19 protein-coding genes, 4 tRNA genes and 1 riboswitch are annotated in these 23,648 nt (G+C 67.9%); of the genes, 5 read left to right on the plus strand and 18 right to left on the minus strand.

All coding sequences use genetic code 11. The features are described 5' to 3' along the window. Positions 1–70: 70 nt before the first annotated feature. The 13 genes from H4W26_RS03450 to H4W26_RS03510 all read right to left on the minus strand — a co-directional run bounded on the left by H4W26_RS03450 (position 71) and on the right by H4W26_RS03510 (position 9,509). Complete coding sequence (locus H4W26_RS03450) at positions 71–805, minus strand: Trp biosynthesis-associated membrane protein (protein WP_192590749.1); 735 nt, start codon at positions 803–805, stop codon at positions 71–73. Further along, positions 802–2,409, minus strand: coding sequence for an anthranilate synthase component I (locus H4W26_RS03455; protein ID WP_192590750.1), 1,608 nt, complete (start codon positions 2,407–2,409; stop codon positions 802–804). Before H4W26_RS03455 ends, H4W26_RS03450 begins: the two co-directional genes overlap by 4 nt. Next, positions 2,402–2,833: a phosphoribosyl-AMP cyclohydrolase gene (gene hisI / locus H4W26_RS03460; RefSeq protein ID WP_192590751.1), complete on the minus strand. Its 432-nt coding sequence runs from the start codon at positions 2,831–2,833 to the stop codon at positions 2,402–2,404. The genes H4W26_RS03455 and hisI overlap by 8 nt, the downstream gene beginning before the upstream one ends. 8 nt (positions 2,834–2,841) lie before the next feature. Beyond that, positions 2,842–3,606 (minus strand): imidazole glycerol phosphate synthase subunit HisF, encoded by a 765-nt coding sequence (gene hisF / locus H4W26_RS03465; protein WP_192590752.1) that lies wholly within the window; start codon positions 3,604–3,606, stop codon positions 2,842–2,844. A gap of 14 nt (positions 3,607–3,620) precedes the next feature. Beyond that, entirely contained in the window at positions 3,621–4,472 is an 852-nt protein-coding gene (hisG, locus tag H4W26_RS03470) for an ATP phosphoribosyltransferase (protein ID WP_192590753.1), read from the minus strand. Positions 4,473–4,546: 74 nt separating this feature from the next. Then, on the minus strand, positions 4,547–4,810 hold the full coding sequence (locus H4W26_RS03475; protein ID WP_192590754.1) for a phosphoribosyl-ATP diphosphatase: 264 nt from the start codon (positions 4,808–4,810) through the stop codon (positions 4,547–4,549). 14 nt (positions 4,811–4,824) lie between these two features. Beyond that, positions 4,825–5,325 (minus strand): 6,7-dimethyl-8-ribityllumazine synthase, encoded by a 501-nt coding sequence (gene ribH / locus H4W26_RS03480; protein WP_192590755.1) that lies wholly within the window; start codon positions 5,323–5,325, stop codon positions 4,825–4,827. Positions 5,326–5,431: 106 nt separating this feature from the next. Next, entirely contained in the window at positions 5,432–7,501 is a 2,070-nt protein-coding gene (ribB, locus tag H4W26_RS13965; protein ID WP_192590756.1) for a 3,4-dihydroxy-2-butanone-4-phosphate synthase, read from the minus strand. Next, positions 7,483–8,559 carry a bifunctional diaminohydroxyphosphoribosylaminopyrimidine deaminase/5-amino-6-(5-phosphoribosylamino)uracil reductase RibD gene (gene ribD / locus H4W26_RS03490; protein WP_225939580.1) on the minus strand — a complete coding sequence of 359 codons (1,077 nt, stop codon included), beginning with the start codon at positions 8,557–8,559 and terminating at the stop codon, positions 7,483–7,485. Before ribD ends, ribB begins: the two co-directional genes overlap by 19 nt. Before the next feature lie 111 nt (positions 8,560–8,670). Beyond that, positions 8,671–8,814, minus strand: a riboswitch (FMN riboswitch). Positions 8,815–8,966: 152 nt separating this feature from the next. Next, positions 8,967–9,040 (minus strand) — tRNA-Gly (locus H4W26_RS03495). A gap of 53 nt (positions 9,041–9,093) precedes the next feature. Next, positions 9,094–9,165 (minus strand) — tRNA-Val (locus tag H4W26_RS03500). A gap of 81 nt (positions 9,166–9,246) precedes the next feature. Next, positions 9,247–9,317: transfer RNA gene (locus H4W26_RS03505), tRNA-Cys, on the minus strand. A 118-nt stretch (positions 9,318–9,435) separates the two neighbouring features. Further along, a tRNA-Gly gene (locus H4W26_RS03510) sits at positions 9,436–9,509 on the minus strand. A 178-nt stretch (positions 9,510–9,687) separates the two neighbouring features. Here H4W26_RS03510 and H4W26_RS03515 point away from each other — a divergent pair. The 5 genes from H4W26_RS03515 to rpe are packed head-to-tail and all read left to right on the plus strand — an operon-like array spanning position 9,688 to position 14,570. Further along, positions 9,688–10,569, plus strand: a complete 882-nt coding sequence (locus H4W26_RS03515; protein ID WP_192590757.1) for a PD-(D/E)XK nuclease family protein — start codon at positions 9,688–9,690, stop codon at positions 10,567–10,569. Continuing rightward, on the plus strand, positions 10,566–11,156 hold the full coding sequence (gene def, locus H4W26_RS03520) for a peptide deformylase (RefSeq protein ID WP_192590758.1): 591 nt from the start codon (positions 10,566–10,568) through the stop codon (positions 11,154–11,156). The genes H4W26_RS03515 and def overlap by 4 nt, the downstream gene beginning before the upstream one ends. An 11-nt stretch (positions 11,157–11,167) precedes the next feature. Beyond that, positions 11,168–12,295: a methionyl-tRNA formyltransferase gene (locus H4W26_RS03525; protein WP_192590759.1), complete on the plus strand. Its 1,128-nt coding sequence runs from the start codon at positions 11,168–11,170 to the stop codon at positions 12,293–12,295. Next, the gene (locus H4W26_RS03530) at positions 12,292–13,920 is read left to right on the plus strand and encodes an RsmB/NOP family class I SAM-dependent RNA methyltransferase (protein ID WP_192590760.1); all 1,629 of its coding nucleotides are present in this window, start codon (positions 12,292–12,294) and stop codon (positions 13,918–13,920) included. Before H4W26_RS03525 ends, H4W26_RS03530 begins: the two co-directional genes overlap by 4 nt. After that, on the plus strand, positions 13,917–14,570 hold the full coding sequence (gene rpe / locus H4W26_RS03535) for a ribulose-phosphate 3-epimerase (RefSeq protein ID WP_192590761.1): 654 nt from the start codon (positions 13,917–13,919) through the stop codon (positions 14,568–14,570). Before H4W26_RS03530 ends, rpe begins: the two co-directional genes overlap by 4 nt. Positions 14,571–14,639: 69 nt before the next feature. On the opposite strand, the gene H4W26_RS13970 is transcribed toward rpe, so the two are convergent. The 5 genes from H4W26_RS13970 to H4W26_RS03560 form a co-directional block, all read right to left on the minus strand. Beyond that, positions 14,640–17,597 carry a helix-turn-helix transcriptional regulator gene (locus tag H4W26_RS13970; protein WP_192590762.1) on the minus strand — a complete coding sequence of 986 codons (2,958 nt, stop codon included), beginning with the start codon at positions 17,595–17,597 and terminating at the stop codon, positions 14,640–14,642. Positions 17,598–17,890: 293 nt separating this feature from the next. Then, positions 17,891–18,394, minus strand: coding sequence for a transcriptional regulator NrdR (gene nrdR / locus H4W26_RS03545; protein ID WP_192590763.1), 504 nt, complete (start codon positions 18,392–18,394; stop codon positions 17,891–17,893). An 87-nt stretch (positions 18,395–18,481) separates the two neighbouring features. Then, a complete protein-coding gene (gene dnaE / locus H4W26_RS03550) occupies positions 18,482–22,018 on the minus strand; it encodes a DNA polymerase III subunit alpha (protein WP_192590764.1) in 3,537 nt (1,178 codons plus the stop codon). A 2-nt stretch (positions 22,019–22,020) separates the two neighbouring features. Then, positions 22,021–22,995 (minus strand): RluA family pseudouridine synthase, encoded by a 975-nt coding sequence (locus H4W26_RS03555; RefSeq protein ID WP_192590765.1) that lies wholly within the window; start codon positions 22,993–22,995, stop codon positions 22,021–22,023. Then, positions 22,992–23,615 carry a signal peptidase II gene (locus tag H4W26_RS03560; protein ID WP_318779755.1) on the minus strand — a complete coding sequence of 208 codons (624 nt, stop codon included), beginning with the start codon at positions 23,613–23,615 and terminating at the stop codon, positions 22,992–22,994. The genes H4W26_RS03555 and H4W26_RS03560 overlap by 4 nt, the downstream gene beginning before the upstream one ends. Positions 23,616–23,648 lie beyond the last annotated feature (33 nt).

A 23,648-nucleotide genomic window follows, 5' to 3' on the forward strand; every position in this document is an offset into this window, starting at 1 on the left:
GCCCTCAGTCGCGGTCGGTGACGACGTCGGGTGACGCGGAGTCACCGGCCGAAGAATCCGCAGGAGCCGCTCAGCGCCGGGAGTCGGTGGGGTCCTCGCCGTCGGAGAGCCCGTCCCAGAGGTCGAACTCGTCCGGGTCGGTGTCGCGACCGCTGCGGGTCTGCGAGCCTGAGCCGGCGGCCGTGCCCGGACCATGTTCCCCGGCGGGGCCTTCGTGGGCTCGCTGCTCGACGCCGGCATCGGATCCTGAGACCTGGTACTTGCGCGACTGGCGATCCGGCCAGCGGTGGGAGAGCAGCAGCAGCGCGAGCGCCGCGACGAGCAGCAGCAGCGCGCCGGCGAAGCCCAGCCAGACGGCCCCGGAGAGCTCGTAGCTCTGCGCCTCGGCGGTGGTCCCGGTGATCTCCCCGAGCGCAGTGGCGGCGGTGGATGCGGTGTCGGCGAGCACGGCACGGACGGAGAGCAGAACGATGATCGAAGCACCGAAGAGCACCGACCCGATCAGCACCCTCCCGATCAGCTTCGCTATCGAGACTGCCAGTCCGGCGGCGAGACCGACCAGCCCCATGGCGGTGACGGTGTCGACCAGGTCCGCCCCGGAGATCTCCACCTCTTGGACGGCAGAGGTGGCGCCGAGCCCGGTGGCGGTCACCCAGGTCATGGTCGAGGAGATCAGCAGCAGCGCCCCGCCGAGGAGAGTCGTCCAGACCACGGTGCGTCGGGTCAGTGCGCGCCGGAGTCGGGCGGACCATGCTTCTGGGCCGGGCTGTGCGCCCTGGGGTTCGGGCGTCGTGGTCTCACTCATGTGTGCTCCAGTCGGTCGGCGGCCAGCACGGCGCGCAGCGGAGCGGCGGCCTTGTTCACGGTCTCCAGGCGTTCGGCGTCGTTCTCGGAGTCCGCCACGATCCCGCCGCCAGCCTGCACATAGGCGCGTCCGTTCTTCAGCAGCGCCGAGCGGATGGCGATGGCGGCGTCCATGCGGCCGGACAGGTCGAAGTAGCCCACCACTCCCCCGTAGATGCCGCGCCTCGTCGGCTCCCAGGCGTCGAGCAGCTGCAGTGCCCGCGGCTTGGGCGCTCCGGAGAGGGTCCCGGCAGGGAAGGTCGCCGCCAGGACGTCATAGGCGCTGTACTCGCTGGCCAGCTCTCCCTGCACGTGGCTGGTCAGGTGCATCACGTGGCTGAAGCGCTCGACTGCCATGAACTGCGTGACCTGCACCGAGCCGGGCACGCACACCTTGGCCAGATCGTTGCGCGCGAGGTCCACGAGCATGATGTGCTCGGCGCGCTCCTTCTGGTCCGCCAGCAGATCCTCGGCGAGCTCGGCGTCCTGGCGCGGTGTCTCTCCGCGCGGCCGGGTGCCGGCGATCGGGTGGGTGACCACCGTGGTGTCCTCCACGGTGACCAGCGCTTCAGGCGAGGCCCCGACCAGCTGGTAGGGCTCGCCGTCGGGGGTCTCGAAGTGCATGAGGTACATGTAGGGGCTCGGGTTGAGCAGGCGCAGCATCCGGTAGACCGCCAGTGCGTCCACCTCTGTGTCGACCTCGAATCGTCGCGAGACCACGATCTGGAACACCTCGCCGTCGACGATCGCCTGCTTGGCCTTGGTGAGCGTCGCCAGGTATTCGTTCTCGTCCCAGGCATGCGCGACGCGCTCCTGGAGGTCCCGCTCGACGGCGGCGCCCCAGTCTCGCTCGGCGGTCGAGATCACGGGGGCCACAGGCTCGGCGAGCTTGGCGGCCATGTCGTGCAGCCGGGACACAGCGTCGGAGTAGGCTCCCTCGACTCCGGTGTCGAGGCCGTCGAAGTTGATCGCGTTGGCGACCAGCGTCACGGTCCCGTCCCGGTTGTCATGGACCGCAAGGTCCGAGACCAGGTTCATGGCCATCTCGGGCACATGAAGATCATCTCTGGGCGGGTTCGGCAGCTTCTCCCAGTGGCGGATCACGTCCCATCCGGCGTAGCCGACCAGCCCGGAGGTCAGATGCGGAAGCTCCTCGATGAAGGGACGGCCTGGGGTCGTGCGCTCCGCGCCCACCGCAGTGTCGCGGGCAGTCCCGGCGAGGAAGGTGAGCGTATCGCGCAGCACATCCGCAGTGGTGCCGTGCAGCGGGGTCCCCTGGGGCGGCTTCCCCATCCAGTGCGCTGCACCGTCCTTCTCGCTGAGCGTGGCCGAGGAACGCACACCGATGAAGGAATGGCGGGACCAGGCGGCGCCCGGCGCCGCGGATTCCATCAGGAAGGTGCCCGGGCGCGCGGAGCCGGCGGAGTCGGTGGCCAGCGCCCGGTAGATGCTCAACGGGGTGTGCGCGTCCGCGAGCAGGGTCATGGTCACCGGGATGACACGGTGATCCTGGGCAAGGTCGAGGAACTGTTCCCGAGTGGGCACCACAGTGCCGAGGTCATGCATGGGTGATCTCCCGTCCGGTGAAGCAGGTGGGGGTGCCGGTGTGGCAGGCGGGGCCCGTCTGCTCCACCTTCATCAGCACGGTGTCGCCATCGCAGTCCAGCGCGAGGGAGACCACGTGCTGGACATTGCCCGAGGTGGCTCCCTTGCGCCAGAGCTCACCGCGCGAGCGGGAGAAGTACACGCCCTGGCGCGTTGCCAGCGTGATGCCCAGCGCCTCGGAGTTCATCCAGGCCAGCATCAGGACCTCATGGGAGTCGGCATCCTGGGTGATCACCGGGACCAGGCCATCGGCGTTGAAGCGCACCGCGTCCAGGACCGATTCAGGCAGGCTCCCTGCAGGCACGGCGCCTTCCGGTGCTGCAGATCCAGGTGCTGCGGATCCAGATGCTGTTGAGCCGGGGTCGGTGGAGTCGGCGGTGCTCATCGAAGTCCTCATCTCACCGGATAACCGGCAGAACGTATGGCGGTCTTGACCTGGGCGATCATGTCATCCGGGCCGAAGTGGAACATGGAGGCCGCGAGGACCGCATCGGCTCCCGCAGCGATCGCGGGCGGGAAGTGCGCCGGCGTGCCGGCGCCGCCCGAGGCTATCAGCGGCACGGAGCTGACGGCCCGCACCGCGGCGATCATCTCGGTGTCGAAGCCGTCGCGAGTGCCGTCCGCGTCGATCGAGTTCAGCAGGATCTCGCCCACGCCGCGCTCGGAAGCCTCGCGGCACCAGCTCAGCGCGTCGATGCCGGTCCCCTGCCGTCCGCCGTGGGTGGTGACCTCATAGCCCGACTCGGTCGCGGGGCTGCGCCGCGCGTCCAGGGACAGGACCAGGACCTGATTGCCGAAGCGAGCGACGATCTCGTTGATCACCTCGGGGCGGGACACCGCGGCGGTGTTGATGGAGACCTTGTCGGCTCCGGTACGCAGCAGCCGGTCCACGTCCACCGGTGAGCGGACTCCGCCGCCCACGGTCAGCGGGATGAACACCTCTTCGGCCGTGCGGGTGACCACATCGTAGGTGGTCTCGCGGTCGGCGGTGGAGGCGGTGACGTCCAGGAAGGTCAGCTCATCGGCGCCCGCGCGGTTGTAGCGGTGGGCAAGCTCCACCGGGTCCCCGGCGTCGCGGAGATTGGCAAAGTTGACTCCCTTGACCACGCGGCCCGCGTCGACGTCCAGGCACGGGATGACTCGGACTGCCAGTGTCATCGGTGACCTCGATCTCAGACGCGGCAGGCGTGGATGGAGGAGACCAGGATGGCGCGGGCTCCGAGGTCGTAGAGCTCATCCATCAGCTGGTTGGTCTTCTTGGCCGGGACCATGGAGCGCACGGCGACCCAGTTCTCATCGGCCAGCGGGGAGATGGTCGGTGACTCCAGGCCGGGAGTGATGGCGGCGGCCTGGGCGAGCAGGTCCCGGTGCACGTCGTAGTCCATCATCACGTACTGCCGCGCGACCAGCACGCCCTGCAGTCGGCGGATCAGCCGGTCAAGCCCCTCGGGGCGCTGGTCGCGTCCCGAGATCAGGATGGCCTCGGAGTCCATGATGGGCTCGCCGAAGGTCTCCATCCCGGCGGCCTTGAGCGTATTGCCGGTCTCCACGACGTCAGCGATGGCGTCTGCGACGCCGAGCCGCACGGAGGTCTCCACGGCACCGTCGAGGTGCACCACTTCGACGTCTGCCACGCCCTGGGACTCGAACCAGTGGGCGAGCAGGCCGTCATAGCTGGTGGCCACCCGGGTCCCGGCGAGGTCCGCCGCGCTGGTGAAGCGTCCGGCGGGTCCCGCCAGGCGGAAGGTCGACTTGCCGAAGCCCAGCCCCAGGACCTCCTCGGCCCCGTGATCGACCCGGGCGTCCTGGAACAGGTCACGCCCGGTCAGGCCGACGTCGAGGGTTCCGGCGCCCACATAGACGGCGATGTCGCGGGGGCGCAGGTAGAAGAACTCCACCTGGTTCTCCTCGTCGAGCATGACCAGTTCGCGCCGGTCGCGGCGCTGGACGTAGCCAGCCTCGGAGAGCATCTCCATGGCAGCCTCGGAGAGGGCACCCTTATTGGGAACAGCAATGCGCAGCATAGTCAATCTCGTCTTTTCGTGTGCAGGTGATGGAGTGGTCGGCGATTCTTCTCAGCTGATGTCGGCGAGCGGAATCAGAGGTACTGGTAGACATCCTCCGGGGAGATCCCCTTGGCGATCATCATGACCTGCAGATGGTAGAGCAGCTGAGAGATCTCCTCGGCGGTCTCGGCCTCGGTCTGGTACTCCGACGCCATCCAGACCTCGGCGGCCTCTTCCACGATCTTCTTCCCGATCTGATGGACGCCAGCATCAAGGGCAGCTACGGTGCCCGAGCCCTCCGGACGGGTCTCGGCCTTCTGGGCAAGTTCGGCGTACAGCTGATCGAAGGTTTTCACCGCTTCAGGGTATCTCACGAGGCCAGCGCGGCGATCTCCGCCGCCGCAGCGAGAGCGGCATGGGCGGACTCGAACCCCTTGTCCTCCTTCGAGCCTGGCAGACCCGCACGATCCAGCGCCTGCGCCTCGTCGTCGCAGGTGAGCAGGCCGAACCCGACAGGGGTCCCCGAGGTCAGGGCGACCTGGCTCAGCCCGTCCGTGGCGGCGGTGCAGACATACTCGAAATGCGGGGTGCCACCGCGGATCACGACGCCCAGGGCGACCACCGCGTCGAAGCGCGCGGCGGCATGGGAGGCGATCACCGGCAGCTCGAAGGACCCGGGAGCGCGCAGCAGCGTCACATCCTGGACCCCGACCTGCTCGAAGAAGCGCTCGGAACCGGCGATCAGCCCGTCCATGACCTCCTGATGCCAGCGCGAGGCCACGACGGCGACCTTGAGTCCGTGCTGTGCCGCCGCGCTGGCGAGTGCGTCGAGTTCGTCCTGCTGGATCTGTGGCGTTCCGGTGCCGCTCATCTGCGCGGTCTCCTTCGTCTGGGGTGTGGGGCGTTTATGGGGCGTGCGGTGGGTCTGGGACGGCCAGAGGTTGCTGAGCTGGCTGGGTCTCAGGAGGAGGAAGCGGTCACTGCTCGTGCAGCTGCAGGTGGTCCAGCGTGTGGTTCATCCGGTCGCGCTTGGTCTGCAGGTACCGCAGGTTGGTCTCGTGCACCACGCCGGTCGAAGGAGCGAGCTCCACATCCAGGCCAGCTCCGCGCAGCGTGTCGACCTTGACCGGGTTGTTCGTCATCAGCCGCAGACGACGGATGCCGGCGGAATGCAGGATCGCGGCCGCCCCGGTGAAGTCGCGCAGCTCGGCCGCGAGGCCCAGCATCTCGTTGGCCTCCACCGTGTCCGCCCCCTGTTCCTGGAGCTTATAGGCGCGCATCTTGTTGGCCAGGCCGATGCCGCGCCCCTCGTGGCCACGCAGGTAGAGCAGATGTCCGCCGTCGCGCTGGATGGACTCCAACGCCGAGGCCAGCTGGGTGCCGCAGTCGCAGCGCCGGGATCCCAGCACGTCACCGGTGACACATTCGGAGTGCATCCGGATCAGCGGACGGGACGCGTCCTCGTTGCCCTCCCCGGGGGCCTGGGCGAGCGCCGAGATGAGCATGTGCTCGTGACCCGTCGCGTGCTCGGTCCAGACCTGAGCGGCGAAGACACCATGATCGGTGGGCAGCGTGACCACGGGGCCCGGGGTCACCAGCTTTGCCAGCTCATCGCTGGGGGCATCCCAGCTGGCCGCCACCGAAGCCATCGCGGCGCCGTTGCTCGACGTCCCTCCGCGGTAGGCGATCAGGTCAGCGATGGAGACGAGCGCGAGCCTGTGTGCGTCGGCGAAGTCGCGCAGCGCGGGCAGGCGCATCATGCGGCCGTCGTCGTGGGTCAGCTCGGCGATCACACCGACCTCGGGCAGCCCCGAGAGTCGGCACAGGTCCACGGCAGCCTCGGTGTGCCCCGGACGCCCGAGCACCCCCGCGGGGTCCGCGATGAGCGGAAACAGGTGACCGGGCCGGCTCAGATCGGCCGCGGTGGTGGCGGCGTCCGCCATGACGCGCACGCTGAGCGCGCGATCCGCGGCGCTGATGCCGGTGCTGACTCCTGCGGCGGCGTCGGCGCTGATCGTGTACGCGGTGCCCTTGGGATCTTCATTGTCGGTGACCATCGGCGGCAGCTTCAGGTGCTCCGCCCGCTCGGGCGTCATCGGCACGCAGATCACTCCCGAGGTGTACCGGACCGTCATCGCCATGAGCTCCTCGGTGGCAAGCGAGGCCGGGAAGATGATGTCGCCCTCGTTCTCCCGGTCGGCGTCATCGACGACGACGACGGGACGCCCCGCCGCGAGCTCGTTGAGGGCGACGTCGATGGGATCCAGCAGCGGGGCCGGGGTCTCCGGCTGGGGAATGCTGGGGATCGGGGAGGACGACCCTGCGTCTGCAGGCTGATCAATGGCACCCTCGGCCTCGGCACCCTCGCCCGCAGCGCCGTGCACCGCATTGTTCCCGACCGCAGCGCCCTCGACCGCCTGGGAGGCAGGGTCGGGGAGGTGATGGCCGAACTGCAGCATGCGGCGGGTGTACTTCGCGAGCACGTCCACCTCGAGGTTGACCGCTCCGCCGATCGAGAGGCCCCCGAGGGTGGTCTCGGCCAGCGTCGTCGGAATCAGGCCCACCTCGAACCACGGCTGCGTGGACGCGGGGTCCGCGACTGCAGTGACGGTCAGCGACACCCCGTCGACAGCGATGGAGCCCTTCTCCGCGAGATAGGGGGCGAGCTCGGCGCTGATCTGGAATCGGTGCCGCCCGTCCTGCGGATCCCGCTCCACGAGTTCGCCGAGACCATCGACGTGACCCTGGACCACATGGCCGTCCAGGCGGGCGCCGGAGGGCAGGCAGCGCTCCAGGTTGAGCCCATCGCCCACGCTGAGCTGGCCCAGCGCAGTGCGCTTCAGCGTCTCTGGGATCAGCTCCACGCTGATCCGGTCACCGTCGATGTCCACAGCGGAGACGCAGACCCCGTTCACGGCGATCGAGCCGCCCAGGGCGAGACCTTCGGTGTGCCCGGGTGCGGCGAAGCTCAGCCGCTCCACGGACTTGGTGGGTTCGAAGCGTCGTTCGAGGACCTCTCCCAGACCAGTCACGATTCCGGTGAACATGTGTCTCCTTTCGGCTGCAGGTGCACACAGACATCGGAGTCCATGATCTGCACCGGCCCGCTCTCGGCGGGGTCGAGTGCGAAGCGGGGCGCCTCGCGAAGTGTTGTCACACCGATGTCGCCGATGCTGGCGGTCCCAGCGCCCAGCAGAAGCGGTGCGTGATAGGCGAAGACCTCGTCCACTAGCCCTGCCGCGAAGAAGGCCGAGAGCACGCTCTGCCCACCCTCGACGAGGACGTGCTTGACGGGGTACCCGCCATGCGTGGTCTGGGCGAGCTCCTGCAGGGCTTCGAGCGGATCTCGGGTCCGCAGCTGCACCCAGCCCTCACCCTCGGGCAGCGCCTGGGTCAGCTTGCAGCGCTTCGGGACGGGTGTCAGGCCCATGACCACACGGAGCGGCTGCCGCTGCGTGAGGTCTCCGGCGGGAGTGCGCGCGGTCAGCCGGGGGTCATCCACCGCCACGGTGTTGGTGCCCACCAGAATGGCATCGGCACGGCTGCGGACCCGATGCGTGTGTTCCCGCGAGGCTTGCGAGGTGATCCACTGGCTGGTCCCGTCGGCGGCCGCGATCCGCGCGTCCAGGGTCTGAGCCAGATGGACCGTGACGAAGGGACGGTGCTGCTCCTGGGCCGCCGTCCACCGGTGATTCAGCGCCTCGCATTCTTCCCTCAACACGGAGGAGAGCACCTCGATTCCCGCGCGCTGCAGCACAGCCGCTCCCCCGCCGTTGCTCGTCGGGTCGGAGGCGCCGTGGACGACCCGGCCGATGCCGGCCTCGATGATCAGCTGGGTGCAGGCGGGCTGACGGCCCTGATGACGGCACGGCTCCAATGTGGAGTACAGGGTGGCGGAGCTGAGGTCGACACCGGCCGGGTGATGGGCGAAGAAGTTCGCGAGGGCGGCGCGCTCAGCGTGGAAGGTGCCGGCTCCTCGATGGTGGCCCTGAGCGAGCACCTCGCCCTGCGCGGAGACGAGCAGGGCTCCCACCAGCGGATTGGCTCCTCGGACGCCTGAGAACGCCAGCTCCAGGGCTTGGGTCATCGCTGACTCGTGAAGCAACGGCCATCTCCTCCCAGCGTGTCGAGGCACTCCGGGAAGGCCGATGCGGCGAGGCGTCGACGCAGTCCGCCTGCGTGGGCTCCGCGCGATGCGGAGTCCACAGGCGCGGACTCTTGTGCTTCTCCCATCCAGACTGTGACTGTCGGTACCGGAGTTCCACCGGTTCAACCAAGACCGGAGCAGCGGGGCTGCACCTGACTCGGGTCGCGGACTTTGACCGCCGGTTCGGATTTTCACCGATCCCGGAGCACGAATTGTGTAGCACCAAGTGTGCCACATGCGCTGGCGCGGCCCGTCCGGCACCGCAATCTGGGGCAATCAACAGTCTGGGGCAGGCAGCCGCGAACTGCTGGCACATGCAGGAAGGGCCCGAGACCATGAGGTCCCGGGCCCTTCCCTGTGTGCTGAGCGGATGACGAGATTCGAACTCGCGACCCTCACCATGGCAAGGTGATGCTCTAGCCAGCTGAGCTACATCCGCATGAGTCCAGGGTGACCCGCCACCTCATCGGTGGCAGGAGCTCCTGCACTCAGTGCGCGATACTGGGATCGAACCAGTGACCTCTTCCGTGTCAGGGAAGCGCGCTACCGCTGCGCTAATCGCGCCCGTATGGACTTTCTCATCCGTTCAGACTTATTCAGTTGTTTCCTGCTCTGTTCTCCGCCCGGTGCTCGAACGAAGCTGCGAGGTGGGGACGGGAATCGAACCCGCGTTAACGGCTTTGCAGGCCGCTGCCTCGCCACTCGGCCACCCCACCGTAGCCATCCCCGAAACACTACACCGTCCCGGACTGACATCCGGCGACCGGGTCGTCGAAGACCTGGCTGCCGTGCAGTGATCCTGCTGATCGTTCAAGGGTTTCCCCAGATCCTGCGAGCGGATGACGAGATTCGAACTCGCGACCCTCACCATGGCAAGGTGATGCTCTAGCCAGCTGAGCTACATCCGCAGTGTCGTCCCGACCGCATTTTCTGCGGCGTTTCAACGACTTGAAACGATAGCGCAGGTCTCGGCCGCTCGTCCAATCGAGCAGGGGCTTCCTCCCGATCGCAAGTGATCAGACCCCTTGCGGGTCCCGATCTGGGCGGCAGGCAGAGATGTCAGGCACAGGTGGCAGACTTGTACCGATGACACAGCCAAGCCTCGCCCACGCCACCGACTATGGCCGCATGTATTCGCGCTCGACCAGCGGCTCTCCCGAGGTGCCTTCGATCACGACGGTGATCTCCCAGGAGCATAAGGACATGACCGGGTGGGCGGGTCATATGGCGACCTCTGAACTGGTCAATGATCAGCGACTCGCAGCAGCGGTCGGCTCCCCCGCCGAGCTCAAGCGGCTCGCGCGGCAGGCCTCTTCGGCGGCGGAGCGCTTCCGGGACGCAGCGGCCGCCCGTGGAGACCGGGTGCACCACTATGCGGAGCAGGTGGCGCTGCGCGCGCTGGGTCTGGCCGAGACCACCCAGGCGGCGCGTGCGGCGCTTCAGGAGCACCGCGAGACGCGATTCGCCGACCGATTCGATGAGTGGTGGTCGCTCTACGGTGTGACGCCCTTGGCCGCTGAGGTGACGGTGTGGAATCACACGCTCGGCTACGCCGGCACCCTCGACCTCGTCGCCGAGATCGGAGGGCGCACGTGCATCATCGACTTCAAGACAAAGGGACTCACTCGGGACGGCCGATCGAAGCCGCTGAACGAATCAGTCGTGATGCAGCTGGTGGCCGGCATGAAGGGCGAGGAGATGCTGGTGGACGCCGCCGCCGGGGAATGGACGCCCTGGCCCTACGGTGGTGACCCGATCCTGCTCGGTGTGGCGATCTCGGAGGCGGAGGTCGTCGCCGCACAGTCGAACCCCGCCCTGCTGAAGGCGCACTGGTTCAAGTTCTGTGTGCTTCGACAGGTCTGGGAACACAGTCGGACCACTGCCAGCGCCGGGCCCGCGCTGCGGCCCATCTCGCCGCCGCCCGTGCGGAATCCCGAGGACCCGGACAATGAAAGAATGGCTCCATGACTGTCCTGACCATCCGCATGATCGGCGACCCGGTGCTGCGCACGCCTGCTCATGCCGTGGACTCCATCGATGACACCGTCCGCGAGCTCATCGCGGACATGTTCGAGACCATGGATGCGGTATCAGGCATCGGCCTGGCGGCTCCGCAGATCGGCGTGGGACGGCGGATCTTCACCTATGACGTGAGCGGTCAGCGCGGGGCCGTCGTCAATCCGCAGCTGCAGCTGCTCGGCGAGCGCACCTATACGCCGCGGGAGCCCGAGGCGGGTCCGGCGGAGGGCGAGAACCTGCTGCGCGAGGGGTGCCTCTCGGTGGCCGAGATCTACTCCCCCGTCGCTCGCGCCCAGCTCGTGCGGCTCACCGGCAGCGACGAGAACGGCGGCGAGATCGAGGTCGACGCGACCGGGCTGCTTGCCGCCTGCTTCCAGCACGAGGTGGATCACCTGGACGGACGCCTGTTCGTCGACCGGCTCACCGGCACCGAGAAGAGTTCGGCCGCCCGCGCGCTGCGATCCCGGGAGTACGGCCAGGCGCTGGACCAGGCGCAGGTCACTCGGCGCACCAGCAGCAGCTTCTTCGCGTCCTGAAAGGCCCCAGCATGCAACAGTTCACCGCAGACTCCCTCGCCGCGGCGCGCGCGGCGTCCGAGGGTCCCGGACGGGGCCGAGTCCTCTTTGCGGGCACCCCGGAGATCGCCGCCACCTGCCTGCGCAGCCTGCTGAGCGACGGTGCAGACGTCGCCGCCGTGCTGACCCGGCCAGATGCCCCCGTCGGACGACGACGCCGGCTCACCGCCTCCCCCGTCGCCCAGGCTGCCGAAGCCGCCGGTATCCCGGTCATCAAGGCCGCCTCCATAGACTCTTCGGTGACCGCCGAGCTCGCGGCAGCAGGGGCCGATCTGGGCGTCGTCGTCGCCTATGGCGCGCTGCTGCCCGACGCGGCGCTGAAGGCGCCGGCGCGCGGCTGGGTCAATCTGCACTACTCCCAGCTTCCCGCCTACCGCGGTGCCGCCCCGGTGCCACATGCCCTGCTGGCCGGGGAACGCACCACCGCGGCCACGGTCTTCCAGCTCGAACGCGGTATGGACACCGGCCCTGTGCACGGGCTGTGCAGCTACGCGATCCCCGAGGCCACCTCGGCAGGGACAGTGCTCGAGGACCTGACGAACCTCGGAGCCTCGCTGCTCACCGTGCTGCTGCCCAGTCTGCTCACCGGCACCTCGACGCCGCAGGCGCAGCAGGGCGAACCCAGCTTCGCGCCCAAGCTCACCCGCGAGGACGCCTTCATCGATCCCTCCCGCCCGGCCGCCGAGCTGGTGCAGCGGATCAATGCCACGATCCCGGAACCTGGAGCCTGGACGTTGAACGGGGATCAGCGGATCAAGCTCGGCGTGGCCAGGCTGCACCGGACACCCTCGGACCCGGAGGCTGCGCAGCGTCTGAAGGCTGCACTGACCGAGGCCGCCACGGGACAGGTCCTGAGCCTGCCCGGCGCGGACACCCCGAGCGCCGCCACGGCGGGGAACCACACATCGGCCAGCCGCGAGGCCAGGAGCGTGATCGCGTTCCGGGCCGGTGACGGGGAGCCAGTCGTGCTCTCCGGCGTGCAGCCAGCCGGGAAGACCATGCTCAACGCCGCCGACTGGTACCGCGGCCTGCAGTCGCCGGTGCGACTCGGCCGAACCGAGCAGACCACATCCACTCCCACGGAAGAGCACCACGCATGAGTCACAGCGGCCAGTCCCGAGACCCGCAGTCCAGCCGCCGAAACGACAAGGGGCGTGAGCGCAACCGCGGCGGTGCTCGGTCTGACAGGCCCGGCTCGGCCCGCGGCTTCAGCGCCACAGCCCCCGGACAGCGAAAGCGTCGGGCCGATCCCGCCAGGCTCACCGCGTTCACGGTGCTGCGCGCGGTCAGCCGGGATGATGCCTATGCCAACCTGACGCTTCCCGCCGAGATCCGACGTCGGCGCCTGGACAAGCGGGATGCGGCCTTCGCCACGGAGCTGACCTACGGCACGCTGCGCGGGACGGGCACCTATGACGCCATCCTCGGCGCCTGCGTGGACCGGCCGCTGACGCAGCTCGACGCACCCGTGCTGGACGCCCTGCGCCTCGGCGCACACCAGCTGCTGAACATGCGCGTCGAGACTCATGCCGCGGTGGATGAAACCGTCGCTCTGGTGCGCAGCGAGATCGGCGCCGGTCCCAGCGGACTGGTCAACGCCGTGCTGCGCAAGGTCAGCGCCGCCTCGCTGGACGAGTGGACCGAGCGCCTCGCCGTCGACGGCAGCCTCAGCGGCGACGACGCGCTCGCGCTGAAGCATGCGCACCCGGCCTGGGTGGTCCGAGCCATGCGGCAGTCATTGCGACTCCACGGTCGAGGCGAAGAGCTCGAGGACCTGCTGCGAGCCGACAACGACGCCCCCGAGGTCCACCTCGTGGAGCTTCCCGGTGTGCTCGAGGAGCCCGGGCAGCGCCTGCGCAGTGCGACGGAGGCCGGGGCGACGGTCTCCCCGCTGCTGCCGGGGGCTGCGGTCTTCCGCGGGGGCGACATCGGTCGTCTTCCCGGCACCCGTGAGGGCGAGCTTCGCGTCCAGGACATCGGCTCCCAGTGGGTCACCCGAGCACTCGCCGCTGCCGCCCTGCCGGACGACACCGGGGCCCCCGGTGCCGAGCGTTGGCTGGACCTCTGCGCCGGACCTGGAGGCAAGGCGGCCCTGCTGGCAGCGCTCGCCGCTGAACGCGGCGCCACGGTGCTCGCCAACGAGCCGGCCCCGCACCGCGCGAAGCTCGTCTCCGGAGCCCTGGCAGCTGTGTCTCCCAAGGCGTGGACCGTGCGCACCGGGGATGGCCGGACCATCGGCGAGGAAGCCGGAGCCGCAGGCTTCCAACGGATCCTGGTGGATGCTCCGTGCACCGGACTCGGGGCGCTTCGGCGGAGACCCGAAGCCCGCTGGCGCCGAACTCCGGGGGACCTCTCGAGCCTGACCGCCCTGCAGCTGGAGCTGCTCGACGCCGCCGCCGGAGCCCTGGCGCCGGGGGGCCTGCTGGCCTATGTGACCTGCTCTCCGCACGCCGCGGAGACCGTGATCCAGGTCGATGACCTGCTGCGTCGCCATCCGGAGCTCGAGCTGCTCGATGCCCACGAACCGATGCGCGCCGCGGCACTGGACGCCGGCGTGGCGCTGATGGACGGACCCGACGCGCAGCACGGCACGGGGACTGCGCAGCGCTGCGTGCAGCTCTGGCCCCATGTCCACGGGACCGACGCGATGTTCTTCGCGCTGCTCCAGCGACCGCTGCAGGTCAGCGGAGCCGATGAGCTGAAGACCGGTAGGATCACCCCGTGAGCCGCACCTGCATCCACCCCAGCATCCTCAACGCCGACTTCGCGAACCTCCAGCGCGAGCTGGGCCGCATCACCACGGCCGACGCCGTGCATGTGGACGTGATGGACAACCACTTCGTGCCGAATCTGACGATCGGACTCCCGGTGGTGAGGTCGCTGCGGGCAGCCACCGAGCTGCCGCTGGATGTGCACCTGATGATCGAGGACCCTGACACCTGGGCGCCGCAGTATGCCGAGGTCGGCTGTGAGTCGGTGACCTTCCACGCCGAGGCGGCGAAGGCCCCGATCCGGCTGGCGCGGGAGCTTCGCGCACAGGGCACACGGTCGGCCATGGCGCTGAAGCCGGCCACCCCCGTCGAGCCCTACCTGGACATGCTCGGGGAGCTCGACATGCTCCTGCTGATGACGGTGGAGCCAGGATTCGGCGGACAGAGCTTCCTCGACCTGATCCTGCCCAAGATCCGCCGGGCGCGGGCCGCCGTCGATGACCTCGGCGGAGAGATCGCGCTGCAGGTGGACGGTGGAATCAGCGCCGAGACCATCGCCCGGGCGGCAGAGGCTGGCGCCGACACCTTCGTGGCAGGCTCTGCGGTGTACTCGGCGGCGGACCCGGAGGCCGCGATCGCAGAGCTCCGGGCACTGGCGGGCTGAGCTGACGCGAAGACTGGGCTGAGCCAGGCGCTGGACCTGGCCGCCCCCCCCCGGACGACGCCGGGCGGTTCACCGTGGTCGGACGAGCCGGCGGATCTCCCGCCGCGAATGCACCTGCAGCTTGGTCATGGCATTGGCCACGTGATACTCCACCGTGCGCACCGAGAGCACGAGCTGCTCAGCCACTTCCCGGTTCGTGCTGCCCTCCGAGACCAGCAGAGTCACCTGGCGCTCACGGCGGGAGAGGTGGCGCAGGGCCTGCTCAACATCGGCTCCGAGTGTGGGCTCGGCCTTCGCCGTCCGTTCGGCCTCGGCGACCTGAGGCTCGGGTGCTTGCTTCGGCCCCAGGAGCGCGGCTGCATGGGATCGGGTGGCCGGGTGCTCATTGAGGAGGCGCGGCCGCAGGGTCTCCATCAGCTGATTCGCCCGCTCCAGGTGAGTCTCGGCGCCGCAGGCCTGCAGCACCGAAGCTGACCAGACGGCGAACTCCAGTGCCGTGGCTCGGTGCCGCGCGAGTTCCACCGGATAGCCGGAGACCAGCGCGCCGATGTCGAGCCCGAGCATCGCCCGGAAGATGCGGAAACCGCCTCCCTCCCCTGGCGGCTGCGTGGGACGGATCGTCTCACTGGCGTCATAGCCGCGCAGCACCTGCAGGAGACTCTCCATCGCCTGCTCCGGTTCACCGGCTGCCCAGCGTTCAAAGCCCCTCAGGTAGGGAGTCGTGAGGGGCTGCTGGAAATCCCGGACGGCATTCCCGCTCTCTGCGCCACGCAGCAGCGCGGGAAGCATGGCCGCCCAGCCGCTCAGATGCAGCGCTCGAGCAAGCATGCTCATCGCCTGGGGCTCCATCGCCCACCATGCGCTGCTGTCGTCGCGCATGCTCAGCAGGTTTCGCGCCACCCCGCGGAAGTCGTTCTGCGAGGCTGCCAGACAGGCCTCCACCCAGTCGATGGTCCCTGCGGCAAGCGGTCCATGAGCATGCTCGCTCTCACTCAGGCGCTCCAGTCCCGCTCGCACCTTCTCCACCTGGCCACGGGCGGCAGGCACGACCAGCGAGACCGCATAGGCCACGTGCGAGACCGCGTCCTCTCGACGGAGCAGTGCGGCCCCGGCGGCCCGCTCGGCCATCTTGGCGGCCTCATCCCAGTATCCGGAGCTGAACAGCAGCAGAGCCAGCTGAGTCCTCGCGTACATCACATAGCTGCTGGAGTCGTCCTGAGCTGCCGCCCGGGCGAGATCGTGATAGGCGTCGTTCATCGAGCCGCGTTGGCGCAGCAGGGAGCCGCGCACGCAGTGCAGGGCGGTCTCGAAGCGTTCGACGCCGGGCTCCCCGCGCAGCTCGGCGAGCCGCTCGGAGGCGCGTGCGATCATCGCGTCGATGTTCTGTGGCCGCTCGGCGGAGAGCTGGATCCAGAGCGTGTTCAGCGCGCTGAGCCCCAACAGGTAGCCCCGGTCCCAGATGTATCCGACCAGGTCGAGCCCGTCGGGCCGCTCCAGCACCGCATGGAGGGAGGCAGAGACGTCCTGGGCCAATGCCGCACCCCGGCTTCGCAGTGATTCCGAGAGCAGCCTTCCGCTCACCTCGGTCACGGCCTCCGCGTAGATGGGCAGCCCCGGGTCCTGCTCGGGCCGGTGCGACTCGAGCTCGAAGAGCGCCGCCTCGGTGTCGGACTGCTCCAACATCAGCAGGGCCAGGATCCCGGCGCGGCAGGTCGATGGGGGCAGCGCCCGCATGGAGGGCTCGAGCTCCTGCAGAGCGGTGACCCTGTCGGTGCGGACAGCGAGGCCTGCTAGCAGACACAGCGAGTCCACGTCGTCGAGATCCGTGGAGACCGCCGCCATCAGGTGGTCAAAGGCGTCCCGGAAATCGTGTCGCTTCGCGGCGTGCCGAGCGTGGGCCTGCAGCTCGGCGATCACCTGGGCCCCGTCTGCCAAGCTGGGATCCAGCCGAATCGCCTCGGCCAGGTGGCGCACAGAGCCCTCCCCCTCGAGGACCTCGGCGAGCGATCGGAGCAGTCCCGCTCGTTCAACCTCCGAGGTGCCGCTGAGCACGGCGCGGCTGAGCGAGCGCCTGCCCACGGCATATCGGCCGGTCAGCTCTTCCCAGGACAGCAGCGAGGTGCTCAACAGGGCCGCCGGATCCACGGTGGTCGAAAGCGCCGCCTCGATCTGGCTCCGGCTCAGCGAGCCCTCGGCGGCCGCGAGCAGTTCAACGGCTCGACGATCGCTGTCCTGCAGCCAGTTCATCCGGGTCAGCACATCGCGATGCATCCCGCTGTAGTCGGCGGACTTCACGGTGTGCACCAGGGCCTGGTCGATGCTGCGCGCACCCACCGGGGTCCGCCGAAGCCACAGCCCCACCTGCTCCACCAGACCGGGGTAGCCGTCTGTCTCCTCCATCACCCGCGCCGCTACGGCGTCGGAGATGGGCAGGCTGGAATAGGCTTCCAACAGATCCGAGACATCGCGCAGTCCCAACGGCTGCAGCGAGATGTAGGTGCCGCGCGGACTTGCCTGGGCGAGCTGGATCAGCCGCTGGACCTCGGGACGCACGGAGGCCTGCGTGCTCAGCACCACCAGGACGGGACCGTTCTGGAAGAGGCTGAGCGCACGCCAGAGCGCGTCGGCGGAGGCCTCGTCGACCAGGTGCAGGTTCTGCACGCTGAGCAGGTACGGCCGCTGCAGCGTCTGGGCGGCGTCGAAGCCCGCTGCCAGGAGATCCTCGACCTCGGCGTGCCCGCTGGTGCCCGTGAAACCGGAGAGTCCAGCCGAGGCGGAGAGGTCTGCGCCGAGGAGATGATGGATCGCGGACCCCGGCTGAGCCGTGAAGGACTCATCGAGCAGGATCGTGCGCTCGTTCCACTCCGGGTAGCTCTCCATGGCCTGATGCAGCAGACGGGTCTTGCCGGAGCCGGTCAGGCCCTCGACCATCACGAACTGGGCCTTGCCGTTTCGCGCCCGGTCAGCGGCCCGCTGGATCAGCGCGATCTCTTCGCGTCTGCCCACGAAAGGGTCACTGCGGTGCACCGCGGGCTCCTTGGTCGAGAGATCAGTTGGTGAAGACTATACCGGCCCGTATCTTCTACTGGGTTTATCCGTCTGAGCTACGGGGTTCCCGCTGTTCTGCGCGGCGGAGGGACGCACGGGGCGTCTAATGGAAGGGCCTTCTCGGAGGCGCCGATGGTTCGGAGAGAAACTCAGGGGGTTCTCTCCGGACCATCAGTGCGTCCGGCGCCGGGAGACCCCGAGGGCGGAGACGCGAAAACCGGCGATGCTCTCAACCTTCCCCAGAAGAGAGCACCGCCGGTACGTCAACGAGTCTAGCGGAATCCGAACCTGGGCTGGACAACGGTTGCACCTGAACTTGAAGGTCCGTGGAGTTCTTCCCGGCGCAGCTCCGCGATCGCGTTCTCAAAGTCCAGCAGGGACTCGAACCCGCGGTAGACCGAGGCGAAGCGCATATAGGCCACGACGTCGAGGCGGCGCAGCGGCCCGAGGATCGCAAGGCCCACGTCATTGGCATCGACCTCGGCGTTGCCAGCAGCGCGGATCGTCTCCTCGACCTCCTGGGCCAGCACTGCGAGGTCATCATTGGACACTGGGCGGCCCTGGCAGGCCTTGCGGACCCCGTTGATGACCTTCGAGCGGTCGAACGGCTCTGCGGCACCCGATCGTTTGATCACATTGAGACTGGTGGTCTCCATGGTGGTGAAGCGTTTGGAGCACTGCGGACACTGACGACGACGGCGGATGCCGGAGCCGTCGTCCAACATGCGTGAATCGACGACCCGCGAGGAGTCATGGCGGCAGTAGGGGCAGTACATGGGACCAGTCTACCCACCACATATAGTGCGCTTCAAATCATCCACCACAAGATGTTGTGGCGACGACCTTCTCCTGCGCCGCCCGACTCACAGCTCGAGGCACCCCGGTCCGAGCAGGACCTTCAGGTCACCGAAGAGCGCCGGCGAGGGGCTGACCTGATACTCGTGCCCGAGTCGCATGACCTCGATGCGGTCTCCGGAGAGCAGCCGCACGTGCACGTCGGAAGTGCCGCGATGAGCCCGAAGCGTCCTGCCCAGCTCGGTGACCAGTCGTTCGGAGGCGCGCTGCGCGGAGACTGAGACCACCACGGGGCCTGCGTTGCCGTCCTCATTGATCTCCGGCACGACGACGTCCATCGCCTTGAGCGTCACACTGCCGTCCTCGCGCCGATCAGTCTGCCCCTTCACCGAGACCACAAGGTCCTCGGCGAGGATCATCGACACCGCCTGATAGGTCTTGCCGAAGAACATCACCTCGATGGTTCCCGCCATGTCCTCGATCTCGGCCCTGGCGTAGGGGTTGCCCGAGGACTTCGCGACGCGCCGCTGCAGCGAGGTGATCATTCCGGCGATGGTGATGCCGGCGCCGTCGGCCGGTCCATCCTCACCCATCACCGAGCTGATGGAGCGATCGGCATGGTGGGCGAGCACGCGCTCGAGTCCCTGCAGCGGGTGGTCCGAGACGTAGAGCCCGAGCATCTCCCGCTCGAACGAGAGCTTGTCCATCTTCTCCCATTCGGGCAGGTCAGGAACGCTGACCGAGAGGGAATCCCCCAGCTCCATATCTGCACTGCCGAAGAGATCGGTCTCGTAGGCCTGCGAGCCCTTCTTCTCCGAGATCGCCTGGTCGATGGCCTGTTCGTGGATGGTGACCAGGGCCCGGCGGGTATGACCCAGCTCGTCGAATCCACCGGCCTTGATCAGCGATTCGATGGTGCGCTTATTGCACACCTGCATCGGGACCTTCTTCAGGAAGTCGGCGAAGGTCTCGTAGGGGCCCTTCTCCTCTCGCGCCGAGACCATGCCGGCGACCACGTTGGAGCCCACATTGCGCACCGCACCCATGCCGAAACGGATCGTGTCATCGCCCACCGGGGTGAAGGTCAGCGCGGATTCGTTGATGCTCGGGGAGGTGACGGTGACGCCCATGCGGCGGCACTCGGAGAGATAGAGCGCGAGCTTGTCGCGGTTCTCACCCACCGAGGTGAGCAGGGCCGCCAGGTACTCGGCCGGGTAGTTGGCCTTGAGGTAGGCGGTCCAGTAGGCGATGAGTCCGTAGGCGGCGGTGTGCGCCTTGTTGAAGGCGTAGTCGGAGAACGGAAGCAGCACGTCCCAGAGCGCCTTGATCGCCGCCGCGGAGTAGCCGTGCTCCTCCATGCCGCCGGAGAAGTTCACGTACTGCTTGTCCAGCTCGGACTTCTTCTTCTTGCCCATGGCGCGGCGCAGGATGTCGGCCTGGCCCAGCGAGTAGCCGGCCACCTTCTGCGCGATGGCCATCACCTGCTCCTGGTACACGATGAGGCCGTGGGTGGTGCCCAGGATCTCGCGCAGCGGCTCCTCCAGCTCCGGATGGATCGGGCTGACGTCCTGGTGCCCGTTCTTGCGCAGCGCATAGTTGGTGTGCGAGTTCGCACCCATCGGCCCGGGGCGGTACAGCGCCAGAGCTGCGGAGATGTCTTCGAAGTTGTCCGGGCGCATCAGTCGCAGCAGCGAGCGCATGCCGCCGCCGTCGAGCTGGAAGACGCCCAAGGTGTCGCCTCGGGCCAGCAGGTCGTACGCCGCACGGTCGGTCAGCTCGAGGTTCTCCAGGTCGAGCTCGATGCCCTTGTTGAGCTGAATGTTCTCCAGACAGTCCGAGATGATCGTGAGGTTGCGCAGACCCAGGAAGTCCATCTTGATCAGACCCAGGTTTTCGCAGATCGGGTAGTCGAACTGCGTGATGATCGCGCCGTCCTGCTCGCGCTTCATGATCGGGATGATGTCGATCAGCGGATCGCTGGACATGATCACCCCGGCCGCGTGCACACCCCACTGGCGCTTGAGCCCCTCGAGGCCGGAGGCGAGGTCGAAGATCTCCTTCATCCGCGGGTCAGAGTCGAGGAACTCGCGCATCTCGGAGGCTTCGGAGTACCGAGCTGACTTCGATTCGTAGATGTCACCCAGCGGCATCGGCTTGCCCATGGCGTCCGGCGGCATCTTCTTGGTCAGCTGATCACCGGTGGAGAAGGGCTCGCCCATCACGCGGGCGGAGTCCTTCAGGGCCTGCTTGGACTTGATGGTGCCGTAGGTGACGATCATGGCCACACGCTCGTCGCCGTACTTGTTCACCACATACTGGATGACCTCGGAGCGTCGCCGGTCATCGAAGTCGACGTCGAAGTCGGGCATGGAGACACGGTCGGGGTTCAGGAAGCGCTCGAAGATCAGCCCGTGCTGCAGCGGGTTGAGGTCGGTGATGCGCATCGCGAAGGCGACCATCGAACCGGGGCCCGAGCCGCGTCCGGGACCCACTCGGATGCCCTGCTCCTTGGCCCAGGTGATGAAGTCGGCCACGACGAGGAAGTAGCCCGGGAAGCCCATCTGGGTGATGACGCCGATCTCGTACTCGGCCTGCTTGCGGACCTCGTCCGGAATGCCGTTCGGGAAACGGTAGTGCAGACCCTTCTCGACCTCCTGGACGAACCAGGACTCCTCGGACTCGCCATCAGGCACCGGGAAGCGGGGCATATAGGAGGCGGATTCGTTGAACTCGACCTGGCAGCGCTCGGCGATGGCCAGAGTGTTGTCGCAGGCGTCGGGGAAATCGCGGAAGAGATCACGCATCTCGGCGGCGGACTTGAGGTAGAACTCCTCGGAGCCGAACTTGAACCGGTTCGGATCATCCAGGGTGGAGTTGGACTGCACGCACAGCAGCGCTCCATGGGCCTTGTGGTCATGCTGATGCGTGTAGTGCAGGTCGTTGGTCGCGACCATGGGCATGTTCAGCTCGCGGGCGAGCTTGATCAGGTCCTGCTTGACCTTCCGCTCGATGTCCAGCCCGTGGTCCATGAGCTCGCAGTAGAAGTTCTCGCGCCCGAAGAGGTCCTGATACTCCGCGGCGGCCTTCTTCGCCTCCTCGTATTGGCCCAGGTGCAGCCTGGTCTGAATCTCTCCGGAGGGACAGCCGGTGGTGGCGATGATCCCCTTGCCGTAGGTCTGCAGCAGCTCGCGGTCCATGCGCGGCTTGTAGAAGTACCCCTCCAGGGAGGCCTTCGAGCCCATCCGGAAGAGGTTGTGCATGCCGGTGGTGTTCTCCGCCCACATGGTCATATGGGTGTAGGCGCCGCCGCCGGAGACGTCCTTCTCACCGATGACCCCGTCGCCCCACTTCACCCGGGTGCGGTCGGAGCGATGCGTGCCGGGAGAGAGGTAGGCCTCCAGCCCGATGATCGGCTTCACGTCGTAGTTCTGCGCGGTCTTCCAGAACTCGTAGGCGCCGAAGAGGAACCCATGGTCGGTCGTGGCCACGGCGGGCATGCCGAGGTTCTGGGTCTGCTCGAAGAGCTCACCGATCTTCGCCGCCCCGTCGAGCATCGAGTATTCGGTGTGGTTGTGCAGGTGGACGAAGTCGCCAGTGGCAGCCATGGTCAGCCGTTCTCCAAGAGTGTGAGGGCCTGGGCAAGGTCAGCGGGATAGTCGGAGCGGTAGCTGACCCAGTCCCCTGTGCCGGGGTGGTGGAAGCCGAGCTGCACCGCGTGCAGCCATTGCCGGGTGAGACCCAGTTCGACGGCCAGCTGGGGGTCTGCCCCGTAGGTGAGGTCTCCCGCGCAGGGGTGACCCAGGGCGGAGAAATGGACACGGATCTGATGGGTGCGTCCGGTCTCCAGGGTCACGTCGAGCAGGCTCGCGCGCCCGTATGCCTCGATGAGCTTGTAGTGGGTGCGAGACTCCCTGCCGCCCTCGAGCACGGCGAAGCGCCAGTCGTGGCCCGGATGACGACCGATGGGAGCGTCGATGGTCCCGTCCACCGGGTCCGGCAGCCCCTGGACCAGCGCGTGGTAGGTCTTCTTCGTGCTGCGCTGCCGGAACGCATCCTTGAGCGCGGTGTAGGCCCGCTCCTTCTTGGCCACGACCATCACCCCGGAGGTGCCGACGTCGAGCCGGTGGACGATCCCCTTGCGCTCCTGGGCTCCGGAGGTGGAGATCTCCACCCCGGCGGCCAGCAGACCGCCTATGACGGTCGGTCCGGTCCACCCTGGCGAGGGATGCGCCGCCACACCGACCGGCTTGTCCACGACGACGATGTCGTCGTCCTCATGCAGCAGAAACATATCTTCCACAGCTTCGATCCTCACCTCCAGGGGGTCGTGCGACTCGGGCACCAGCACGCTGAGCAGGGCTCCGGCCTGGAGCCGGTCTGACTTCTTCACGGCTCGGCCGGCCGCGCGGCCCTGGGTCCGCTCCTGCGCCCAGGTGACCAGTCCATTCTTGAGCCACTGGGTGGTCTCCGTGCGGGAGACCTCGAAGATCGTCGCGAGCACCGCGTCGGCGCGCGAACCGTCCAGCGCGCCGGGAACCTCGACCTGCGCGGCGGTCTGCGCGGAACTCTCCTGCGCGGTCATGCCCGCTTCTCTTCTGGGCCTGCCGGGTCGGCGGGCGTCTCGTCCTCGCCGCGTGTGCTGGTCTGCTCGCGGGTGCCATCGAGGTTCAGTCCGAACAGCAGCATCGCGCAGATGCCGATGATCGAGCACACGATGAACGAATCGGCGATGTTGAAGATCGCGAAGCTGGGGACGGCGATGAAGTCCACCACGTGTCCCTGTCCGAAGGTGGCGAGTCCTTCGCCGCCCAGCGAGGGATCACGGAAGATGCGGTCCGTCAGGTTTCCGGCCACTCCCCCCGCCAGTCCCCCCAGCCCCAGCGTCCAGAGCCAGGAGCCGCCGAGGGCGCGGCTCTTGAAGACGACGTACCCCAGCACCAGACACATGATCAGCGTGAAGATCCAGGTGTGGTCGGTGCCCATGGAGAAGGCGGCACCGGGGTTGAGGTGGTAGCGCCAGTAGAGCACGGGAGGAAGGACCTCGGTCTGCTCCCCCAGAGTCATCGTGGACTCGACCCAGATCTTCGTTAACTGATCAGCGGCCCAGGCGAAGACCGCCAGTGCCGCTGCCACCAGGATGGCAGTTCGGCGTGACGGGTTTCGCGTGGACCGCTGATGGACGGGAGCAGGCTGTTCAGACACCGTTGAATTCTACAGGCCGGGTGGCCTGCGAAC

Source organism: Nesterenkonia halotolerans, assembly GCF_014874065.1.
GTDB classification, from domain to species: domain Bacteria; phylum Actinomycetota; class Actinomycetes; order Actinomycetales; family Micrococcaceae; genus Nesterenkonia; species Nesterenkonia halotolerans.